Here is a 17,377-nt window from a genome sequence, read left to right on the forward strand (position 1 = left end):
TTGGTACTCACAGGAATGGGAGATGCATTATGCAGCTTAGACATGTGAAAATAAAAGGTACAGGCAAGTATTTACCGGAACGTGTAGTTAGTGATGCAGAGCTTGATAAGATCCTTGGCACAACACCGGGCTGGGTGAACAAAATCACCGGCGTCGGCACCCGCCATTATGTCAGCATAGATGAAACCGCCTCCTTCATGGGCGCAAGAGCTGCTGAAGCGGCCCTCGCCGATGCAGGCCTCAGCTTCAGTGAGGTCGATTGTCTGGTGTGTACGAGCGGAACCAAGGAGCAGCCGCTGCCGAGTACCGCCGTGTTCATTCAGCAGGCCATGGGACAGGCGGATTCCGGTGTGCCGGCTTTTGATATCGATGCGACTTGTCTCAGCTTTCTGGTGGGGCTTGATGTGATGTCCTACATGGTGGAAGCGGGCAGATATAAGAATGTGCTGCTGGTGGCCACTGAGATTGCCTCGGTGGGGCTGAACTGGCAGGATAAGGAGAGCTCGGCCTTGTTCGGTGACGGAGCGGCAGCGGTAGTGATCGGGCCTGCGGAGACCGGTGATTCCTCGCGGATACTTCATGCTTCGCTCAAAACCTACAGCAGCGGTGCACGTTATTCGGAGATTGCCGGGGGCGGGACCAGACTGCATCCCCAGAATTATACAGCAGAGGATGCACTGCCTTATCTGTTCCATATGGATGGACAGGCTATATTCCGCAAAGCGTCCAAGCTGCTTCCGGATTTCATTGCAGACATGCTGAGCGCCACAGGCAATAAGATGGACGACTTCACGCTGGTCATTCCCCACCAGGGCAGTGCAATGGCGATGCGTCTCCTGCGTAAAAAGCTGGAAATTGCCGAGGACCGCTTCCTCGACAATACCGCAGGCCATGGCAATACGATTGCTGCATCCATTCCGATGGGGCTGCATGAAGCTATCCGTCAGGGCCGGATATCGCGCGGAGACCGGATCATGCTGATCGGCACAGCGGCTGGGCTGTCTCTGGGAGGCATGATTATTGAGTACTGAAGCCCGGCGTATTCTGATTACCGGCGGACGCGCCCCGGTAGCCCTGGAGCTGGCAAGGCTGTTCAAGGCGGCAGGCCACCAGGTATATGTGGCAGAAAGTGCTGAGTATCATCTGTGCCGGGTATCCTCTGCCGTCGAAGCCAGCTTCCGGGTGCCTGCCCCAAGGCATCACCCGCAGGCATATGTCCAGCGCCTGGCTGCGTTAACGGAAGAACTGGAAATTCATTGCCTGATTCCGACCTGCGAGGAGATATTCTATATCTCTGCCGGTCTTGAGCATCTGACGGGGTGCCGCGTACTTACGCCAGACCGGAGGATTCTGGCCGGGCTGCACCATAAAGGGGAGTTCATGATCCTGCTCCGTTCGCTCGGCTTCAAGGTCCCGGACACGTTGCTGATCAGCAGTGCAGAAGAATGGCGGGGAGCCGTGATGCAGGCAGCGCAGGCGGGAGAGCAGCGGGTCTACAAACCTGCATATTCCCGCTTTGCCTCGAAGGTCATTCTCCCGGATAAAAGACCCGCTTCAACTAATCCGCATAACCGCGTTCCGGGAGAAATAGAGCCTCCAGCCGGACTATCGGCCGGGGCTCCCTGGGTATCCCAGGAGTACATTCAAGGCAGAGCGGTTTGTACGTACAGCATACTTCACGAAGGCACAGTTGTGGCGCATGCTGCGTATGACAGCAGGTACAGAACGGGGCGCAGCGGGGCCAGCGTGTATTTTGAACCGTTGGAGCATCCTGCGGCTCTGGAATGGGTACAGCGGTTCGCCGCCGCAACCGGCTTCAGCGGCCAGATCGGATTCGATTTCATCGAACCGGAGAACGGGACGCTGTATCCGATTGAATGCAATCCGCGCGCTACAAGCGGGATTCATCTGTTCACGCCGGAGGAAGGACTGACGGATGCTTTGTTGAATCCCGGACCGCTCGTACAGAGCGGAACAGTCATTGTTCCGCGTTCAGCCCGCACAGCCATGCTGACGCTGCCCATGCTGGGCTGCGGGCTGAAGCCGGGACCCGGGGGCTTCGGCAGCTGGCGGCAAGCGCTGCTTGGAGCAGCAGATGTGGTCTACCGCAAGGATGACCGCCGTCCTGCCCGCGAGCAGTTCCGCATAGTATACGCCGCCTGGAAGACAGCCAGGCGGCACCGCATCTCGATCACAGAGGCGTTAACTGAAGATATAGAATGGAATGGTGAGGCATGACCAAAGCGCTGGTAACAGGTGCAACCGGATTTCTTGGACGGCATACCGCCCGGAGGCTGGCCCGGATGGGCTGGGAGGTCTACGCGCAGGGACGCAACCCGGAGCAGGGAAAGCAGCTGGAGCAGGAAGGTGCAGTGTTCCTGGCCGGGGATCTGCGTGACCCGGAGACTGCCTATGGCTTTTGCCGGGGAATGGATGTGGTGTTCCATTGTGCAGCCTTGTCGTCACCCTGGGGGAAGTACAAGGAGTTCTATACATGCAATGTGGAGGCTACAAGCCATATCGTTGAGGGGTGCAAACGGCATGGCGTAGGAAGGCTGGTTCATATCTCCACGCCCAGTGTGTATTCCAGCCAGCGGCCCCGCTTCGGCATCCGGGAGAGTGATCCGCTTCCCGGCCGGCCGGCCAATGCCTATGCCGCAACGAAGCTGATTGCCGAGCAGGTTGTCCGTCAAGCTTCGAGTGAAGGGCTTACCGCCTTCATGCTCCGGCCCAGAGCCATATTCGGCCCGCTGGACAATGCCCTGTTCCCCCGGCTGCTGGCAGCGAATGAGAGCAAGGGGGTGCCGCTGATGAATGGCGGAGCGGCCAGGCTTGATCTCACCTGCGTAGAGAATGTAGTCGATGCCATGCTGCTCTGCTGTGAAGCCCCGGTGTCTGCTTCCGGCAGCGTCTACAATATTACTAATGGTGAGCCGCTAAGGTTCGAAGAGCTGGTCACCCGGCTATTCTCACTGCTCGGGGTTCCGCTGCTCACCCGGCGATTGCCCTACCCGGTAGCTTATACCGCAGCGGCCTTAATGGAGGGGATCTACAAGGTGCTGCCTATTCCGGGTGAGCCGCTGCTGACCCGTTATTCTGCAGCCGCACTCGGTATCTCCCAGACACTGGATATTACACTGGCCCGCGAGCAGCTGGGTTATCAACCGCGTATAACAACAGACGAGGGACTTCGTGCCTTTGCAGAATGGTGGAGGGAACAGCAATGATTACAGAAATTCCAGTTGAATTATCTATACTGTCTGCGGGCTATTGCCTGCATCCCGAGCGTCTGACGCTGCGTGGAGGCACACTGAAGCCGGTTGCCTTCCCGGCAGGTTACGCCCTGATCCGGCATCCGGAATACGGCCCCATCCTGTTCGATACAGGCTACAGCGCGCGTTTCTTTCAGGAGACAGCTAGTCTGCCAGCCTCTCTATACCGCAAGATCACTCCGGTTGTCTATAGAGAGGAAGAGAGTGCAGTGCGGCGGTTGCAGGCAGGTGGGATCTCGCCGGAGGAGGTGCGGTATGTGGTGCTGTCGCATTTTCATGCCGACCATATCGGCGGGGTAAGGGATTTCCCGCAGGCACAGTATATTTATTTGCAGAAATCTTACGATGCCGTAAGCGGGTTGGGTCCGGTGCGGGCGACGAAGGCGGGATTCCTGCCCGGGCTGTTGCCGGATGACTTCATCCTCCGCTCCATTCCTGTGGATGAAGCCTCAGCGAAGCGTGCGTTGCCGCAAGGCCTTCCGTTCACGGACGCCTATGATCTGCTTGGAGACGGCAGCCTGCTGGCGGTTGAGCTGTCTGGCCATGCCGCCGGGATGATCGGCGTATTCGTCTCCACCTCCCAGCATGATTATCTGCTCTGTGCAGATACGGTCTGGTCGAGCCGGGCGTTCCGGGAGAACCGCAAGCCGCACCTGGCAGCAGGCTTGATCATGTCCAGCCGCACAGAATACCTCCGCAATTTCGAGCGGCTGCGCCAGCTGCATGAACAATTTCCTAAGCTTCGGATTGTGCCCAGCCATTGCCGCGAGGCGCTTGCGCACTGGGGAACAGGAAGTGTGACATGAAGCGGATAAGGCTGGTAATGACCCATTACATTCTCACCAAGTGGGGCAAACGCTGGAAGAACCGGGCAGCACTCGAGCTGTGGCAGGAGAAGCGTATCCGGCTTCATGTAGAGAGGGTGAGGCAGCGTTCGAAGTTCTACAGGGAGCTGTGGGCAGGCATTCCGTCCAAGGAATGGCGGAGTTTCCCGGTGATCGGGAAGCCGGAGATGATGGAGAATTTCGATCAGCTTAACACTGCGGGTATTACGAAGGAGCAGGCTTTTGCAGAAGCCTATGAAGCGGAGAACAGCAGGAACTTCAAGCCTACGCTGCAAGGCGTCACCGTCGGCTTGTCCTCAGGAACCTCCGGCAACCGGGGGATTTTTCTCGTTGGCGAAGAAGAGCAGGCTGCCTGGACCGGCACGGTGCTGGCAAAGCTTTTGCCGGGTGGACTGTGGAAGCGGGCGAGCATTGCATTTTTTCTGCGGGCAAATAGTAATTTGTATGAATCTGTGAAGCAGGGAAGGCTGCAGTTCCGGTATTTCGATCTGCTGGAGCCGCTTCCCCGGCTCTTGATCCGTATGAAGGAGTACCAGCCGGATATCTGGATTGCACCGCCGTCCATGCTGCGTCTGCTGGCTGAGGCACAGCAATCGGGTGAGATGAATCTGCATCCCCGCCGGATCATTGCGGTTGCGGAAGTGCTTGACCCGCTCGACCGGCAGCAGATTGAGCAGACCTTCGGGCAGAAGGTGCATCAGGCTTATCAGTGTACCGAGGGCTTCCTCGGAGCTACCTGTCGTTACGGAACATTGCATCTCAACGAAGATATTGTACATATCGAAAAAGAAATACTGGATGAAAAATCACGCCGGTTCGTGCCTATCGTGACCGATTTCTCCAGAAGTGTGCAGCCCATCGTCCGCTACCGGCTGAATGATATTCTGACCGAAGCGGCAGAGCCGTGTCCCTGCGGTTCACTGTTCACGGCCATTGAGCGGATCGAAGGACGCTGCGATGATATCCTGTATCTGCCCCATACGGCAGACGGCACGCACGTTACAGTATTCCCTGATTTCGTTACCCGGGCTGTGCTGGCGGCTTCCGCAGACATTGAGCATTACCGGGTCATTCAGCACAGCCTCACTGAGCTGGAAATCTCCTATTGTACACGAACCGGCACTGATCAAGGGACGGAGCAGCAGATTACTTCAGAACTGACGCGCTTGTTCGCCAGGCTGTCCTGCATCCCGCCGCAGCTGACTTTTACCGCCTACAGCTTCGTGCCCGGAACTGTGAAGCTGCGCCGGGTGGAGAGGGGCTGGAAGCCGTGAAGGACCGGGTAACGCAATATGACCGCGATTCTGTTGCCGGGTTGGACTGGCCGGATACGGAGTACGGGCGGTATGCCCGGGAGTATCTTACACCGCTGCTGGAGCGGGGAGCGCAACCTTTTATCGATAATGTGAGTACAACTGTTAAGGTGTTGACCATCGATGGGCTGCCGGTTCCGATTACCGTCAACGAAGCAGACTATGACAATTCGTATGTATGCTCACCCTATACCCACTATGTCAGCTATGCGCGTGAGGAGCTGGCCCTGCTCAATAACCGGCTTCTAGAGGGCCTATTGTCGCTAATGCTCTCAGGCATGGGCTGGATGCTGCGACAAGCACGGTTCAACCGGGTGGTTCAGGTGAATAACTGGCTGCTGTCCACCAATCTGTATCCTGCCTTAAATGCGGAACAGCTGACGGCGATACTGGATTACCTCCGGCAGACTTATCCGGGTTATACCTTAATGTATCGTTCGCTTAGCCGGGAGACTTCGGGAGAACACATTGTCAAATTGCAAGGATATGGCTGCAAGCTGGTTCCAAGCCGTCAGATCTACCTGCTGCATCCGAATACCTCCGGCTCGAAGGCCAGGTGGCTGGTCAAACGCGACAGGAATCTGCTGGCGAAGCACGGCTATACTGAGGTGGGCCCGGAGGAGATTACACGGGAGGACATTCCCCGGATCGTGGAGCTGTACAGACTGCTGTATATCGATAAATATTCGACCTATAATCCGCAGTTCACCGAAGCCTATATTGCCCTGGCGCTGGAGCGGCGCACCTTGCAAATCTACGGTCTGCGCAAGGAGGGAAGGCTGGATGCGGTGCTTGGCTTCTATGAGCGGGAGGGCGCGATGACTGCGCCATTATTCGGTTATGACACAAGTCTGCCTCAGTCTCTAGGACTCTACCGTATGCTGTCCGCCGTCCTGATCGGGCTTGCGGGCAGCAGAGAACTATTACTGCACGAGAGCTCCGGCGTCGGCCAGTTCAAGCGCAACCGGGGAGCGGCTGGAGCCACCGAATATTCAGCGGTGTATGACCGGGGCACCTCACTGCTCAACCGCTGCGGCTGGTCCATCCTGGAGCTGCTGCTCCGGCGGATCGGCATGCCGCTTATTCAGAGGCTGAAGCTGTAGGCGGATTCATAACCTGTTAACTTGAGAAAAATGAAAGGAGGTGCCCAATGAACTCTAATCCAAGCCAGCCCCAAGGAATTGATCCGGTTGCGCTGATTACAGGGACCTCCAGCGGATTCGGGCTGCTGACTGCAATTACGCTGGCCCGCAGAGGGTACCGGGTCATTGCCACCATGCGGGATCTTGGCCGCAGCAAGGAGCTTGTTCAGCAGGCTGAACAGGCGGGGGTACGGGAGCGCATTCATCTGCTGGCACTGGATGTCACGGACGAAGCTTCGATTGCATCTGCTATTCAGGAGAGTCTTGAGCTTGCCGGCAGAATGGATGTGCTGGTGAACAATGCTGGCTTCGCCGTAGGCGGATTCGTGGAGGAGGTCAGCATGGAGGAATGGCGGCGGCAGCTGGAGACTAACTTTTTCGGACTGGTTGCCGTAACGAAGGCGGTGCTTCCCCAAATGCGGGTCCAGCGCAGCGGCCTGATCATTAACGTGAGCAGTGTCAGCGGCCTGAGCGGATTCCCGGGCTATGGTCCGTATGCCGCCTCGAAGTTTGCAGTGGAAGGGTTCAGCGAGAGTCTGCGCCAGGAGATGCTCTCTTTTGGCGTCCGCGTTGTACTGGTTGAACCAGGCTCCTTCCGTACCCCCATCTGGGACAAAGGGATTACGGGGATGCACAGAAGTGAAGGCTCCCCGTATCACACCAGGCTTGAGGAGGTGCTGCGGTACTCCCGGCGGGCGTCCGAGACGGCTCCCGATCCGCAGGAGGTGGCTGATCTGATTGGAAGGATCACTGCCTTACGTGCGCCGAAGCTACGCTATCCTGTAGGCCGGGGCTCGCGGGTGCTGATGATCGGCAAGGTCCTGCTTCCCTGGAAGGTGCTCGAGGGCATCATTTCGAGGTCACTGCGGGCGATGAAATGATAGCATGACAGAACAGAATTGAGGTGGATGCTTTTGCCGGGAACGGTTGGATTACATATATGCTTTGATGAGCAAGGCCGGGAGATTGAGGTGCTGGATGTGACCCGGGTCGACAAGGATATCTACCAGATTGAGGAGACGCCGATTTTCAACCCGGGGATTGCGCTTGGCGATATTATCCGAGTGAGTGAGCGTGAGGGGATCGCTTATTACGTTGAGACGGTGAAGAAGTCCGGACTTGTCCGGTATGCCTGGCTGCTCAGCAAAGAGGCGGCGGCTTCCGGCGAGATCCGCAGCTTCACGGAGCGGGTTACAGAGCATGGGGGCAGATGGGAGCAGATCTTCGGCGGTCTGCTGGTGATTTATCTGCCGAAGCACTCTCTAGTAGACGCGGAGCTGGAAATGTCGCAGATTATTGAGCATTTTGAAGGCTAATTATACGAATCCGAGGTGAAGGAAGTTGAAAAAATTCTTGAAGCAGTGGGTGCCGAGTATTGCCATTGGCATTATTCTATCCCTATTTATCCGTACCTACGTAGCAGAAGCAATGCGTGTACCTACCGGCTCGATGATTCCGACGATAGCGATTAACGACCGGCTTGTGGTAGACAAAATGCTCTGGAATACCTCGCTGAAGCATGGTGATATCGTGGTGTTCCATCCGCCGGTCGCTGAAGATGCGCATAAAAGATATGTAAAACGGCTGATCGGACTGCCGGGCGATGTGATTGAGATCAAGGAAGGCACTCTGTACCGTAATCATGAGGCGGTCGATGAGCCATACCTGCAGGAAAAGATGACCTATACCTTCGGGCCTGTCACCGTTCCCGCAGACCAGTATTTTTTCTTGGGCGACAACCGTAACGTCAGCTATGATGCTCACCTATGGGAGACTCCGTTCGTAGACAAGGATGCGCTGATCGGCAAGGTGCTGTTCGATGTGAACCAGTTGTTCTAAATCGGGTAGTCGACCACCACAACGTTCTCCAGAATTCCGTCCAGCATGGACACGAACTTCTGATGGGCCGGATGCGGCCCGTATGCACGCAGGGCTTCCTGATTCTCAAAGGTCACGCGAAGCCCCAACGTATAACCATGGACATTCTGCTGCTCTTCGGTTACATTAATGCCTGCTGTAAGGTCAATGATGCCGGGGATTTGCTTTTTCAGCGCCAGCAGTGCTTGTAACAGGGCTTGCTCCTGGCCTTTATCGAATTGCTCATTGAAGCGGAAGACGACGAGATGCTCATACATAATGGAATGATCCTCCTTGGACAAAGTGTTGGACTGCATTAGCGATTATACTACAAATTAGCCGGACGGAGGTTGAATACGTTGACCGGAGATTCTCTAGCCATAACCGACCGAATCAAAGCGCCTAACCCTGTTAGAGTCTTGATAGGTGTGCTAATTCCCATTATTATTCTGAGACTGCCCCCTAACCCCGACCCGGATAGACATTTCTATTTAAACTACATCATACAGGTATGGGTTGGACTCAGCATCGCGGCTTGCCTCTTCATTCTCATCAACGCGTTGCGTAAGGAAGGTCAGCTTCAGTGGGGGACAGATTCGCTTATTATTCGCAAAAAGCGCATCTCCGCGCAAGGGATTAAGGCCATTTACATAGATGGTCCGATAGTAGGAATATTGCCTGCAGGCAAATGGATTGTCCCGGTTAATCTCTGCTTCAGGTTCACAGAAGACACGGTAGCGGTAAGGAAGAGACTAATGTACTGGGCAGAAGAGAACGAAATTAGGATAAAATACAAGAGATTTGTCAGATGGCTCTGAACAGAATATGGAAAGGCGTCTAAAGACAGGGATTCTATAGAACTAGATTGCTTGGAGTTTGTGACTTTCACCGGATTGTTACTTTACCGTCTGTTGACTATGATCAAGTGGAGCATAACGGAATATTCCTATCATACAAAAGGGGTGCTGGTACTTGAAAGTACATGTCACGGATCTGAAGCACGGTGATTGTCTCATGGCAGACACTTTCAATGGTGTAGGGCTGCACGTTCTCCCCAAGGGGACTCGTGTGGAACGGGAAGAGATTAGTATCCTGATCCGGCACAAAATTGATTATGTCGATATCGAGCCGCGCAGCGGGCTGAATATGGACGCTGAACTGGAGCCCAGCCACGGGCTGCACGATGATTTTGATCTCGCTATTTTGAATTATGAAGCGATTTTTCTGGAAGCCTTGACGAAGGGCAGCTTCTCGCAGTCGGCAGTCGATGATACGCTGAAGCCGCTGCTGGAGACGCTGGAAGGGCAAAAGGATGTTGTCTCCCTGCTGCTCCTGCTGGACCGGGATGACATCGATACATATCACCACTCATTACAGGTGGGCTTATTATCCTATTACATTGCTGCGTGGATGGGTTACTCCAAGGAGGAGCGTTACCAGATTAGCCGCGCGGGCTATCTGCATGATATCGGCAAAAGCCAGGTGCCCCTGTCAATCCTGAACAAGCAGGGTCTGCTGACGGATTCCGAGAAGGATGAGCTGGCACGCCACACCTTCTATGGCTATGATCTGATCCGCGGCTCCCAGATGGACGAGGTTACCGCGCTAGTAGCTCTACAGCATCATGAGTACGAGGATGGCTCAGGCTATCCGAATCAGCTGCTCAAAAAAGAGATTCATCCATACGCCCAGATTGTTTCGGTAGCCAACATCTATATGTCGCTCACCACTTCTACTGCAAACCGTCTCAAGCAGGGGCTGGTTACGGTGCTGCGCAAGGTGCATGAGATGGGCTTCGGCAAGCTGAATGAGACGGTGGTGCAGGCATTGACCGGGCATTTACTGCCGAGCTTCGTGGGCAAGAATGTGCAGCTCAGCAACGGAGAAGTGGGCATGATCGTCATGAACAACCCGCTGGACCTCTTTAAGCCGCTGGTAAAAGTAGGCGAGGGCTTCCGGGATTTGTCGCGTGAACGCAGCCTATCCATCGATGAAGTGGTGAACTGAATAACCGGATGAAGAGGCGCTGTCAACAGCGCCCGCTTCTAAAGAACGGCCAGACTGTCCTTTTGGACGGTTTGGCTTTTTTTCGTAGGCAGAGAGAAGAAAGGAGGTTGCACGCAGGAGTTCCGGTGACCGGAGGAAGGTTTGTGTTCACGTCATAGATTGGCTATGATTAATGAGAGATGGAAGAGTTGTATGGAGATTATAGTCATTCTGTACAGCAGCACAAAGGAGAAATGAAGATGCATACCGACAACCAGTTAGAGAAATTGAAGCAGCTCAAATATGAGCTTACCCGCTTTATGATGATTTACAAGTTCGCTCTTGCCGAGATGGAGACCAAGATTGATATCCTCAAAGAGGAATTCCAGCTGCTTCACGACTATAGCCCGATTGAGCATACCAAGTCCCGGATCAAATCCCCGGAGAGCATTATGAAGAAAATGCTGCGCAAGAACAGTGAACTGTCCCTCCCGCAGATCAGATCCAGTATCAAGGATATCGCCGGACTGCGGATCACCTGTTCATTCATTTCGGATATTTATCAGGTTAGCGCCATGCTGCAGAAGCAGGACGATCTCAAGGTGCTTGAGGTTAAGGATTACATTAAAAACCCGAAGCCCAACGGTTATCAGAGTCTGCATCTGCTTATCGAGGTTCCCGTATTCATGTCGGACTGTCAGGAGCATGTCTGTGTTGAGGTACAGATCCGCACGATTGCTATGGATTTCTGGGCCAGTCTGGAGCATAAAATCTTCTATAAATACAGCCAGGCGGTTCCCGAGCATCTGACCCGTGAACTTAAGAATGCGGCTGACAAGGCGTACGAGCTCGATCTGCAGATGGAGCGGCTGCACCGTGAAATTAAGGAAATCAAGGATTCGCAGGAGGACGAAGATCCATTCTCCGAGTTGCGGGATATGATTCTTAACAATCAACAGTTCAGTCTGCCGGATAACTTTGTTAAGCTGTTGAAGGAATAGATGATGGTTTCACAAGAAAGACATGTACATACAGGAGTCAAGAAGGGAACGGTCCTTGAGCTGGCCAAGTGGCCCTTCCCCAAATACAGCTTCGGCTGGGGGGAAGGGCGGCTATGGCGAGTGACAGTCTACTGGAATTCACCGGCATTGTTCGTGACGGCAAGATTCAATTGCTGATCAGATAAGGAGACGGGCCCATGCAGTCATTCAAAGTGATTAGTCTGGATATGTTCCAGACCTTGGTGAATATTGAGAGCAGGCGGGCAGAGGTCTGGAGGCCGATTCTCCAGCAGAAGTTCAGTGAAGCAAGGGCACTGCAGCTCGGCAAGCAATTGCTGAGCCGTTATTATGCCGCAGCCTGCGAAGCCCGGGAGGCGGGTACTTTTATCAGCAGCAGAGAGATTTATTACAGAGGGTTTCAGAGCGTATTCCAGGAGTCCGGCTTGGATTACGATTGCGGGCAGGCAGTGGATAACCTCTTTGCCCAGCACCGGCTGTCTGAAATGTACGCTGACACCGAGGCGTTCTTACAGCGCATATGCCGGGATTATCAGGTATGTATTGTAAGTGATACAGATGATCTTATGCTTCCTGAGTTCTACCGGAATTATCCAATCTTACTGTTCACTTCGCAGACGTATCAGTCGTATAAGAATGACACGCATAACCGTATGTTTACTGAGGTGATAGCCCATTATGATGTGGAGCCGGAGCAAATTATCCATATTGGAGATTCTGCGTCAGATATTCTTGGAGCAGCCAGAGCCGGAATCAAGTCCTGCTGGCTCAACCGGAACGGACAGCCCTGGGAGCTGGAAGTGAAGCCGGATGTTACGGCGGGAACACTGGAAGAAGCCTATGCGCTGTTGTCACCCGAAAATGGTATGATATCCAAACAACAATAACAAAGGAGCTGTGAGCGAAATGAACGACAATGTGGAAGAGCAGGAGCTGGAGTTGTTAAAATACCCGCTTGGAAGATTCGCCGCTAAGGGGAACCGGACAGCAGAAGTGCGGGCAGCATCGGTTGCGGTCTTTAGTCAGTTGGCAGAGGAGTTGCGGGCAGCAGTAGAACCGCTAACGGCGGAACAGCAGCAGACCCCTTACCGGCCGGGCGGCTGGACTGTGGTTCAGGTCGTGCATCATCTCGCCGATACGGGCATGTATGCATACCTCCGCTTCAAGCGGGGTCTGACGGAGGAAGCACCGCTGGTTCCAAGCTACAGACAGGATCTGTGGGCGGAGCTGAGCGATTCTTCCAACGAACCGGTGGAATCCTCACTCCAGCTCATCGGACTGCTTAACCGCAGATTCGCGAACTTACTGGAATCCTTGCAGCCTGAGGACTATAACCGGACCTTTGTAAGCGGAGGTCTCGGTGAGATGACACTAGATACCGCAGTGGAGAGGTACATCTGGCACAGCCGCCATCACATCGCCCAGATTACAGCATTGATCCAGCGAAGCGGCTGGTAAAGGACAACTTTGGTTTACCATGAACAGACGGAGAGGGTGTGTACCCTCCGTCTTTTTATTTTGTCCGGAACCGGAAAAGGGTGTGGAGGCCTGGCGAGTAAACGGGGAGTCTGGAGTGTATACGAAAAACCGAATACAATGGGCGTGGTGTCCCGAATGTATGTGGAAAACAGCATACATTGGGGCAGAAACGGGGCCTCCGGTCAAAATGTATGCGGAAAACAGCATACATTCGGGCGGAAGTGGGGCTCCGGGCAAAATGTATGCGGAAAACAGTATACATTCGGGCGGAAGTGGGGCTCCGGGCAAAATGTATGCGGAAAACAGTATACATTCGTGAGGCTGCGGGGCATGTGAGACGTTACTCCTTTTATGGTTGCAGCCTCATCCAGCCCAGCCCGTCCGCCAATCCATTGTCGAATTGACCTGTCCAGCTAATTATTCGGCTTAAGGGGCAAATTTACTGTGCGGCGGTGCTATTCATCGTCACCTGGGCATGAGCGGATACATATCCTATAACCAGAACGATAAAAAACGGCCCCGAGGAAAGGACGGATTTGTGTGACCTCTTATATGGACTATACGTCGCCCAATACACAGTTTACGTTTGATATGAACGGCAACACCTTATTCAAGAAGGATGACTGCAATTATATCAACGTACTGGGCATCAAAAATCTGAACACCCTGGAGAATACCTCGCTGCTCGATATCTATCTCAGCAGATCCAATGTGGTCGAGCCGCATTATCATCAAAATGCCGCTGAGCTGGTGTATTGTATCTCGGGCGCGGCTGTGGTGTCGCTGATCAACCCGTTTACGAACGAGCTGCTGCATTTTCCGATCACCCCGGGCCAGGTTGCCAATGTGCCGCAGGGCTGGTGGCATTATGAAGTGGCCACGATGGATTGCACCCATCTGCTGGCGATCTTCGATGCTCCAACACCGGAGGTCATCCTCGGCTCGGATCTTCTGAGCTTAACCCCGGCTAATGTGCTGGCACATACCTACTGCCTTAATGAAGCGCTGGTTAAGGAAGCACTCGCTCCGGTGAAGCCACAGACCTTCATTGGTCCGCCTGCGGATTGCTGTCCTCCTGTGAAGGCGGCAGCCGAGAATATGAAGGGAACCCACATCGCTCCTGCCAATATGACGCCGATGATGGCTAATGCGAACATGCCGCCTTACATGCACCCGCAGCAGGCTCCGCAATCCTTTGGATACCAGCCGATGGCGGTACACGGTTATTATGCTCAGCCGTATGCCCAGTCCTACCGCCAGCAGCAATACGTCCAGGCTCCTCCGCAAGCAGTGCATGAGGCGGGAGCCGAATAACAGAAATCCAGAGGGCACAAACGGCAGCGTATTCTGTGAATGCAGAATGACGCTGCCGATTTTTTTTGCAAATATAAGAAATTATATGTTTCACACGATAGCTTGTCTTCAATGATGCTGATCTGGAACCTTGAAGGAACGCAGATAATTCTGAATATCCTCCTGCGGGGTCTCAAGCAGACCGGCCAGCATGCTTTGAATAGCGTACAGGGCAGCAACCTTTTCGTCGATTTCGGTGATTTTGTCGCGGACGAGTTCCTTTAAGGTATCTTCATCCATCTTCGAGCCGAGCAGGGCAAGCGCCGCCTGGATTTCTTTCAGTGAATAGCCCAAGGACTGGGCATCCTTGATGAACTTCAGCTTGACCAGAATATCTGCAGAGTAGATCCGGTATCCCTTAGCGGTCCGTTCCGGGGCTGGCAGGATGCCGCTGTCCTCATAGTAACGGATGGTTGCCGCACTCAGCCCCGCCTGCCGCGCGAGCTCACCACGGGTCATTCCCTTCATCTGGCATTACCTCCTGTATTGTGATATCTATCTACTCCTATGGTCTCTTGTGCGTGTAGGCCGGGTCAAAGCTCACTTCCGGGTATTCGGCCGATGGACCGTTCAGCAGCGCCTGCGGCTCATCTAGCAGATACTGATCGAAAAATGACCGGACATAGGTTCTGCTTATATCTACAGTATGCACCGGATCAAGGCCATTGGCGAATAAGGAGGGCGACAGCAGGGCTATATCCGTAAAACTTTGGTGAATGAAATGATCCACTGTCAGATAATAGGTATCCCGGGTGCTGCGGCTCATAACTGACTTCAGATCCGGCGTGAATTCTTCATAGATCAGGGGATCTGTGTTCGCTTCGGGATGTGCAAGATTCTGCGCACTCGTTCCGGACATCACATACATAAAAGGCTGCGTCAGCCCTTCACGGGCAACCTTGCCCCAGAACCCGCCTTCCAGACTGACACCGGCCTTAAACCGCTTGTCTTGGGCTAAAGCTTCGGCGGTTGTCGCCCCGCCATAGGAATGGCCGAAGATCCCTGCCCGGGTGAGATCCAGCTTGCCCTGGAACAAGCCATTCGGGTCCTGTGTATTCCATTCCGTCAATGTATCCAGCACAAAGCTGGCATCTGCTGTACGGATTGCGATTCCGTTCACATTGTGATTGTAGAGCTCTGCAGAAGTATCGAATTCGGGATCAGGCACGTAATAGACCGAAGCGCCGTCCGGGTAAGTGACCTTGGCTGAGGTGTAAGGATGATCGATCCCTACGACAATATAGCCGTGGCTGACCAATTCTTCGATAATCGACATACTCTGGAATCGGGTAGAGCGGATTCCCGGCGAGAACAGCAGGACCGGATAGCTGGGTTCTTGTGCCGATAGCTTCACTCCGTCTGTAACATGAGTAGGAATATCGGTCACATGGCTGAATAGCTGCTTCGGCAATCCGAATACAAGGCTAATGGCTTCGCCTAGTGCGGAAGGGTAATGCTCCTTAGGCTTACCCTCAGTCTGGTCAGGATCGGCCGGATACCATACATTAACCATCAGCTTACGTTTGCCGCCTTCCTCAGCGCTCAGCGTCTCGTCACGCTGCTCATCGGTAAGCTCGCGTGCGATCGTCCCGATGGCATATTGCCCTGTTGGCTCAGGTAGCGTGAACATCGGCAGCAGCCTGGACGCATAGACGGATACTCCTGAAAGAAGGAGGATGCATATCAGCAGCAGACTTTTCCATAACTTCGCATACCGCTTAGGCTGGCCCGTTCGGGGACGCCTCACAAGTCTGAATCCGAGTATGCTCACCAGCCCGAGCACTGCGGCGTAGGCCGGAGCCATCTGGATACGGTAATTCTCCAGCACCCCATGCAGCACCACAGCCATAACGACAGCCAGCAGCATAAGGGTATCCAGTCTCCGGTTTTTCTTGGTCCCTATCATTCCTGCTGTAACAGCTAGAATTACCACAATGACTATAATCTCAAATATTCTCATTTGTACTCCCTCCAACTCTATTCATCCGGAATAACTAGAGTATAAAGGTTGAAGTATACTTCAGGGTCAAGGCTAATTTCTAAGATAAGCGGACAAGCACGCGTCCCCGGGTGCCCGACTGGAGAATATCCTGAAGCGCCGCAGGCAGCTCAGTCAGGGAAATCTCACGGTCCACCAGCGTATCCAGCACCTCCGGCTTCATGTCACCTGCCATGCGCTGCCAGAGCTTGGCCCGTTTCTCCATAGGACAAGCTACGGAATCGATGCCGAGCAGACTGACTCCGCGCAGGATAAACGGCAGGACGGTGGTCGGGACAGCCGTGCCCGCGGTTAAGCCGCTTGCGGCAACTGCGCCGCCGTAGGCGATTTTGCTCAGGACCGCAGCAAGCGGGGCGCCTCCGACTGAATCTACAGCTGCCTGCCAGAGCTGCTTGTCCAGCGGCTTCACCGCAGTGCCTGCGACCTCTTCGCGGGAGATCACCTCAGCAGCACCCAGCGCTTGCAAATATCCGGCTTCATCCGTTCTGCCGGTACTGGCAGTGACCTGGTAGCCCAGCTTCGCCAGAATGGCGGTTGCCGCACCTCCGACACCGCCGGTGGCACCGGTGACGAGCACTTTTCCCTGATCAGGGGTCATTCCTTGAGCTTCCAGTGCCTGCACAGACAGTGCCGCCGTGAATCCGGCTGTGCCGTAGATCATCGCTTCCCGCAGCGTCAAGCCTTCTGGCAGTTCAATAACCCAGTCCGCAGGGATGCGGGCGTATTCGCTGAAGCCGCCGAAGTGGGAGACACCGATCCCATAGCTGGTGGCAATGACAGACTGGCCTTCGCGGAAGCGGCTGTCCTTCGATGAGACTACCGTCCCTGACAGGTCAATCCCCGGAATAAAAGGATAATTTCGCACAATATTCCCATTCGGGATGCTTGCCAGCCCGTCTTTATAGTTTACACTGGAATAAGCTACCTTAATTAACACTTCACCGGCGGGCAGTCCCTCCAGCGTTACCGGTCTGACCTCTACGGAGAATGGTTCTGTCTTGTCCACTACCAATGCTTGAAAAGGGTTCATCATATCTTCTCTCTCCTAATCCGTGTTATATTTGTTTGGTTCAAAGATAAGAATTCATAGGCTTCGCGCCATTACTATTGTG

Annotated in this window: 20 protein-coding genes; 16 read left to right on the top strand and 4 right to left on the bottom strand. The window is 54.3% G+C overall.

Annotated features, from left to right (window positions below):
* The first annotated feature begins 29 nt into the window (after nt 1-29).
* The 9 genes from NYE26_RS11165 to lepB are packed head-to-tail and all read left to right on the top strand — an operon-like array spanning nt 30 to nt 8,411.
* Nucleotides 30-1,031, top strand: a complete 1,002-nt coding sequence (locus tag NYE26_RS11165) for a beta-ketoacyl-ACP synthase III (RefSeq protein ID WP_339255803.1) — start codon at nt 30-32, stop codon at nt 1,029-1,031.
* Nucleotides 1,021-2,238 (top strand): ATP-grasp domain-containing protein, encoded by a 1,218-nt coding sequence (locus tag NYE26_RS11170; protein ID WP_339255805.1) that lies wholly within the window; start codon nt 1,021-1,023, stop codon nt 2,236-2,238. The genes NYE26_RS11165 and NYE26_RS11170 overlap by 11 nt, the downstream gene beginning before the upstream one ends.
* Complete coding sequence (locus NYE26_RS11175; RefSeq protein ID WP_339255807.1) at nt 2,235-3,227, top strand: SDR family NAD(P)-dependent oxidoreductase; 993 nt, start codon at nt 2,235-2,237, stop codon at nt 3,225-3,227. Before NYE26_RS11170 ends, NYE26_RS11175 begins: the two co-directional genes overlap by 4 nt.
* Nucleotides 3,224-4,078, top strand: coding sequence for an MBL fold metallo-hydrolase (locus NYE26_RS11180; protein ID WP_339255809.1), 855 nt, complete (start codon nt 3,224-3,226; stop codon nt 4,076-4,078). Before NYE26_RS11175 ends, NYE26_RS11180 begins: the two co-directional genes overlap by 4 nt.
* Nucleotides 4,075-5,391 (top strand): F390 synthetase-related protein, encoded by a 1,317-nt coding sequence (locus NYE26_RS11185; RefSeq protein WP_339255811.1) that lies wholly within the window; start codon nt 4,075-4,077, stop codon nt 5,389-5,391. The genes NYE26_RS11180 and NYE26_RS11185 overlap by 4 nt, the downstream gene beginning before the upstream one ends.
* On the top strand, nt 5,388-6,533 hold the full coding sequence (locus NYE26_RS11190) for a GNAT family N-acetyltransferase (protein WP_339255813.1): 1,146 nt from the start codon (nt 5,388-5,390) through the stop codon (nt 6,531-6,533). The genes NYE26_RS11185 and NYE26_RS11190 overlap by 4 nt, the downstream gene beginning before the upstream one ends.
* Before the next feature lie 47 nt (nt 6,534-6,580).
* A complete protein-coding gene (locus tag NYE26_RS11195) occupies nt 6,581-7,453 on the top strand; it encodes an SDR family oxidoreductase (RefSeq protein ID WP_339255815.1) in 873 nt (290 codons plus the stop codon).
* Nucleotides 7,454-7,486: 33 nt separating this feature from the next.
* Nucleotides 7,487-7,888, top strand: coding sequence for a DUF4265 domain-containing protein (locus tag NYE26_RS11200; protein ID WP_339255817.1), 402 nt, complete (start codon nt 7,487-7,489; stop codon nt 7,886-7,888).
* A gap of 25 nt (nt 7,889-7,913) precedes the next feature.
* Nucleotides 7,914-8,411, top strand: a complete 498-nt coding sequence (gene lepB, locus NYE26_RS11205) for a signal peptidase I (protein WP_036729709.1) — start codon at nt 7,914-7,916, stop codon at nt 8,409-8,411.
* Here the strand turns inward: lepB and NYE26_RS11210 are convergent.
* A complete protein-coding gene (locus NYE26_RS11210) occupies nt 8,408-8,707 on the bottom strand; it encodes a Dabb family protein (protein WP_339255820.1) in 300 nt (99 codons plus the stop codon). The genes lepB and NYE26_RS11210 overlap by 4 nt on opposite strands.
* An 81-nt stretch (nt 8,708-8,788) precedes the next feature.
* On the opposite strand from NYE26_RS11210, the gene NYE26_RS11215 reads away from it, so the two are divergent.
* From NYE26_RS11215 to NYE26_RS11245, 7 genes are all read left to right on the top strand, one after another.
* Nucleotides 8,789-9,247 (top strand): hypothetical protein, encoded by a 459-nt coding sequence (locus NYE26_RS11215; RefSeq protein ID WP_036729707.1) that lies wholly within the window; start codon nt 8,789-8,791, stop codon nt 9,245-9,247.
* Between the two features lie 154 nt (nt 9,248-9,401).
* A complete protein-coding gene (locus NYE26_RS11220) occupies nt 9,402-10,436 on the top strand; it encodes an HD domain-containing phosphohydrolase (protein WP_339255823.1) in 1,035 nt (344 codons plus the stop codon).
* 239 nt (nt 10,437-10,675) lie between these two features.
* Complete coding sequence (locus NYE26_RS11225) at nt 10,676-11,416, top strand: GTP pyrophosphokinase family protein (RefSeq protein WP_076074027.1); 741 nt, start codon at nt 10,676-10,678, stop codon at nt 11,414-11,416.
* A complete protein-coding gene (locus NYE26_RS11230) occupies nt 11,417-11,593 on the top strand; it encodes a hypothetical protein (protein ID WP_339255824.1) in 177 nt (58 codons plus the stop codon).
* A 20-nt stretch (nt 11,594-11,613) separates the two neighbouring features.
* Entirely contained in the window at nt 11,614-12,321 is a 708-nt protein-coding gene (locus NYE26_RS11235; protein ID WP_339255826.1) for an HAD family hydrolase, read from the top strand.
* A 19-nt stretch (nt 12,322-12,340) separates the two neighbouring features.
* Nucleotides 12,341-12,892, top strand: coding sequence for a YfiT family bacillithiol transferase (locus NYE26_RS11240; RefSeq protein WP_339255828.1), 552 nt, complete (start codon nt 12,341-12,343; stop codon nt 12,890-12,892).
* A 573-nt stretch (nt 12,893-13,465) separates the two neighbouring features.
* Nucleotides 13,466-14,227, top strand: coding sequence for a cupin domain-containing protein (locus tag NYE26_RS11245; protein ID WP_339255830.1), 762 nt, complete (start codon nt 13,466-13,468; stop codon nt 14,225-14,227).
* 108 nt (nt 14,228-14,335) lie between these two features.
* Here the strand turns inward: NYE26_RS11245 and NYE26_RS11250 are convergent, their stop codons facing one another.
* The 3 genes from NYE26_RS11250 to NYE26_RS11260 all read right to left on the bottom strand — a co-directional run bounded on the left by NYE26_RS11250 (nt 14,336) and on the right by NYE26_RS11260 (nt 17,298).
* A complete protein-coding gene (locus NYE26_RS11250; RefSeq protein WP_339255832.1) occupies nt 14,336-14,734 on the bottom strand; it encodes a MerR family transcriptional regulator in 399 nt (132 codons plus the stop codon).
* A 37-nt stretch (nt 14,735-14,771) separates the two neighbouring features.
* Nucleotides 14,772-16,226, bottom strand: coding sequence for a prolyl oligopeptidase family serine peptidase (locus NYE26_RS11255; RefSeq protein ID WP_339255834.1), 1,455 nt, complete (start codon nt 16,224-16,226; stop codon nt 14,772-14,774).
* A gap of 79 nt (nt 16,227-16,305) precedes the next feature.
* A complete protein-coding gene (locus tag NYE26_RS11260) occupies nt 16,306-17,298 on the bottom strand; it encodes an acryloyl-CoA reductase (protein WP_339255836.1) in 993 nt (330 codons plus the stop codon).
* Between the last annotated feature and the right edge of the window lie 79 nt (nt 17,299-17,377).

The organism is Paenibacillus sp. FSL P2-0136 (assembly GCF_037975325.1).
GTDB classification, from domain to species: domain Bacteria; phylum Bacillota; class Bacilli; order Paenibacillales; family Paenibacillaceae; genus Paenibacillus_AQ; species Paenibacillus_AQ silagei.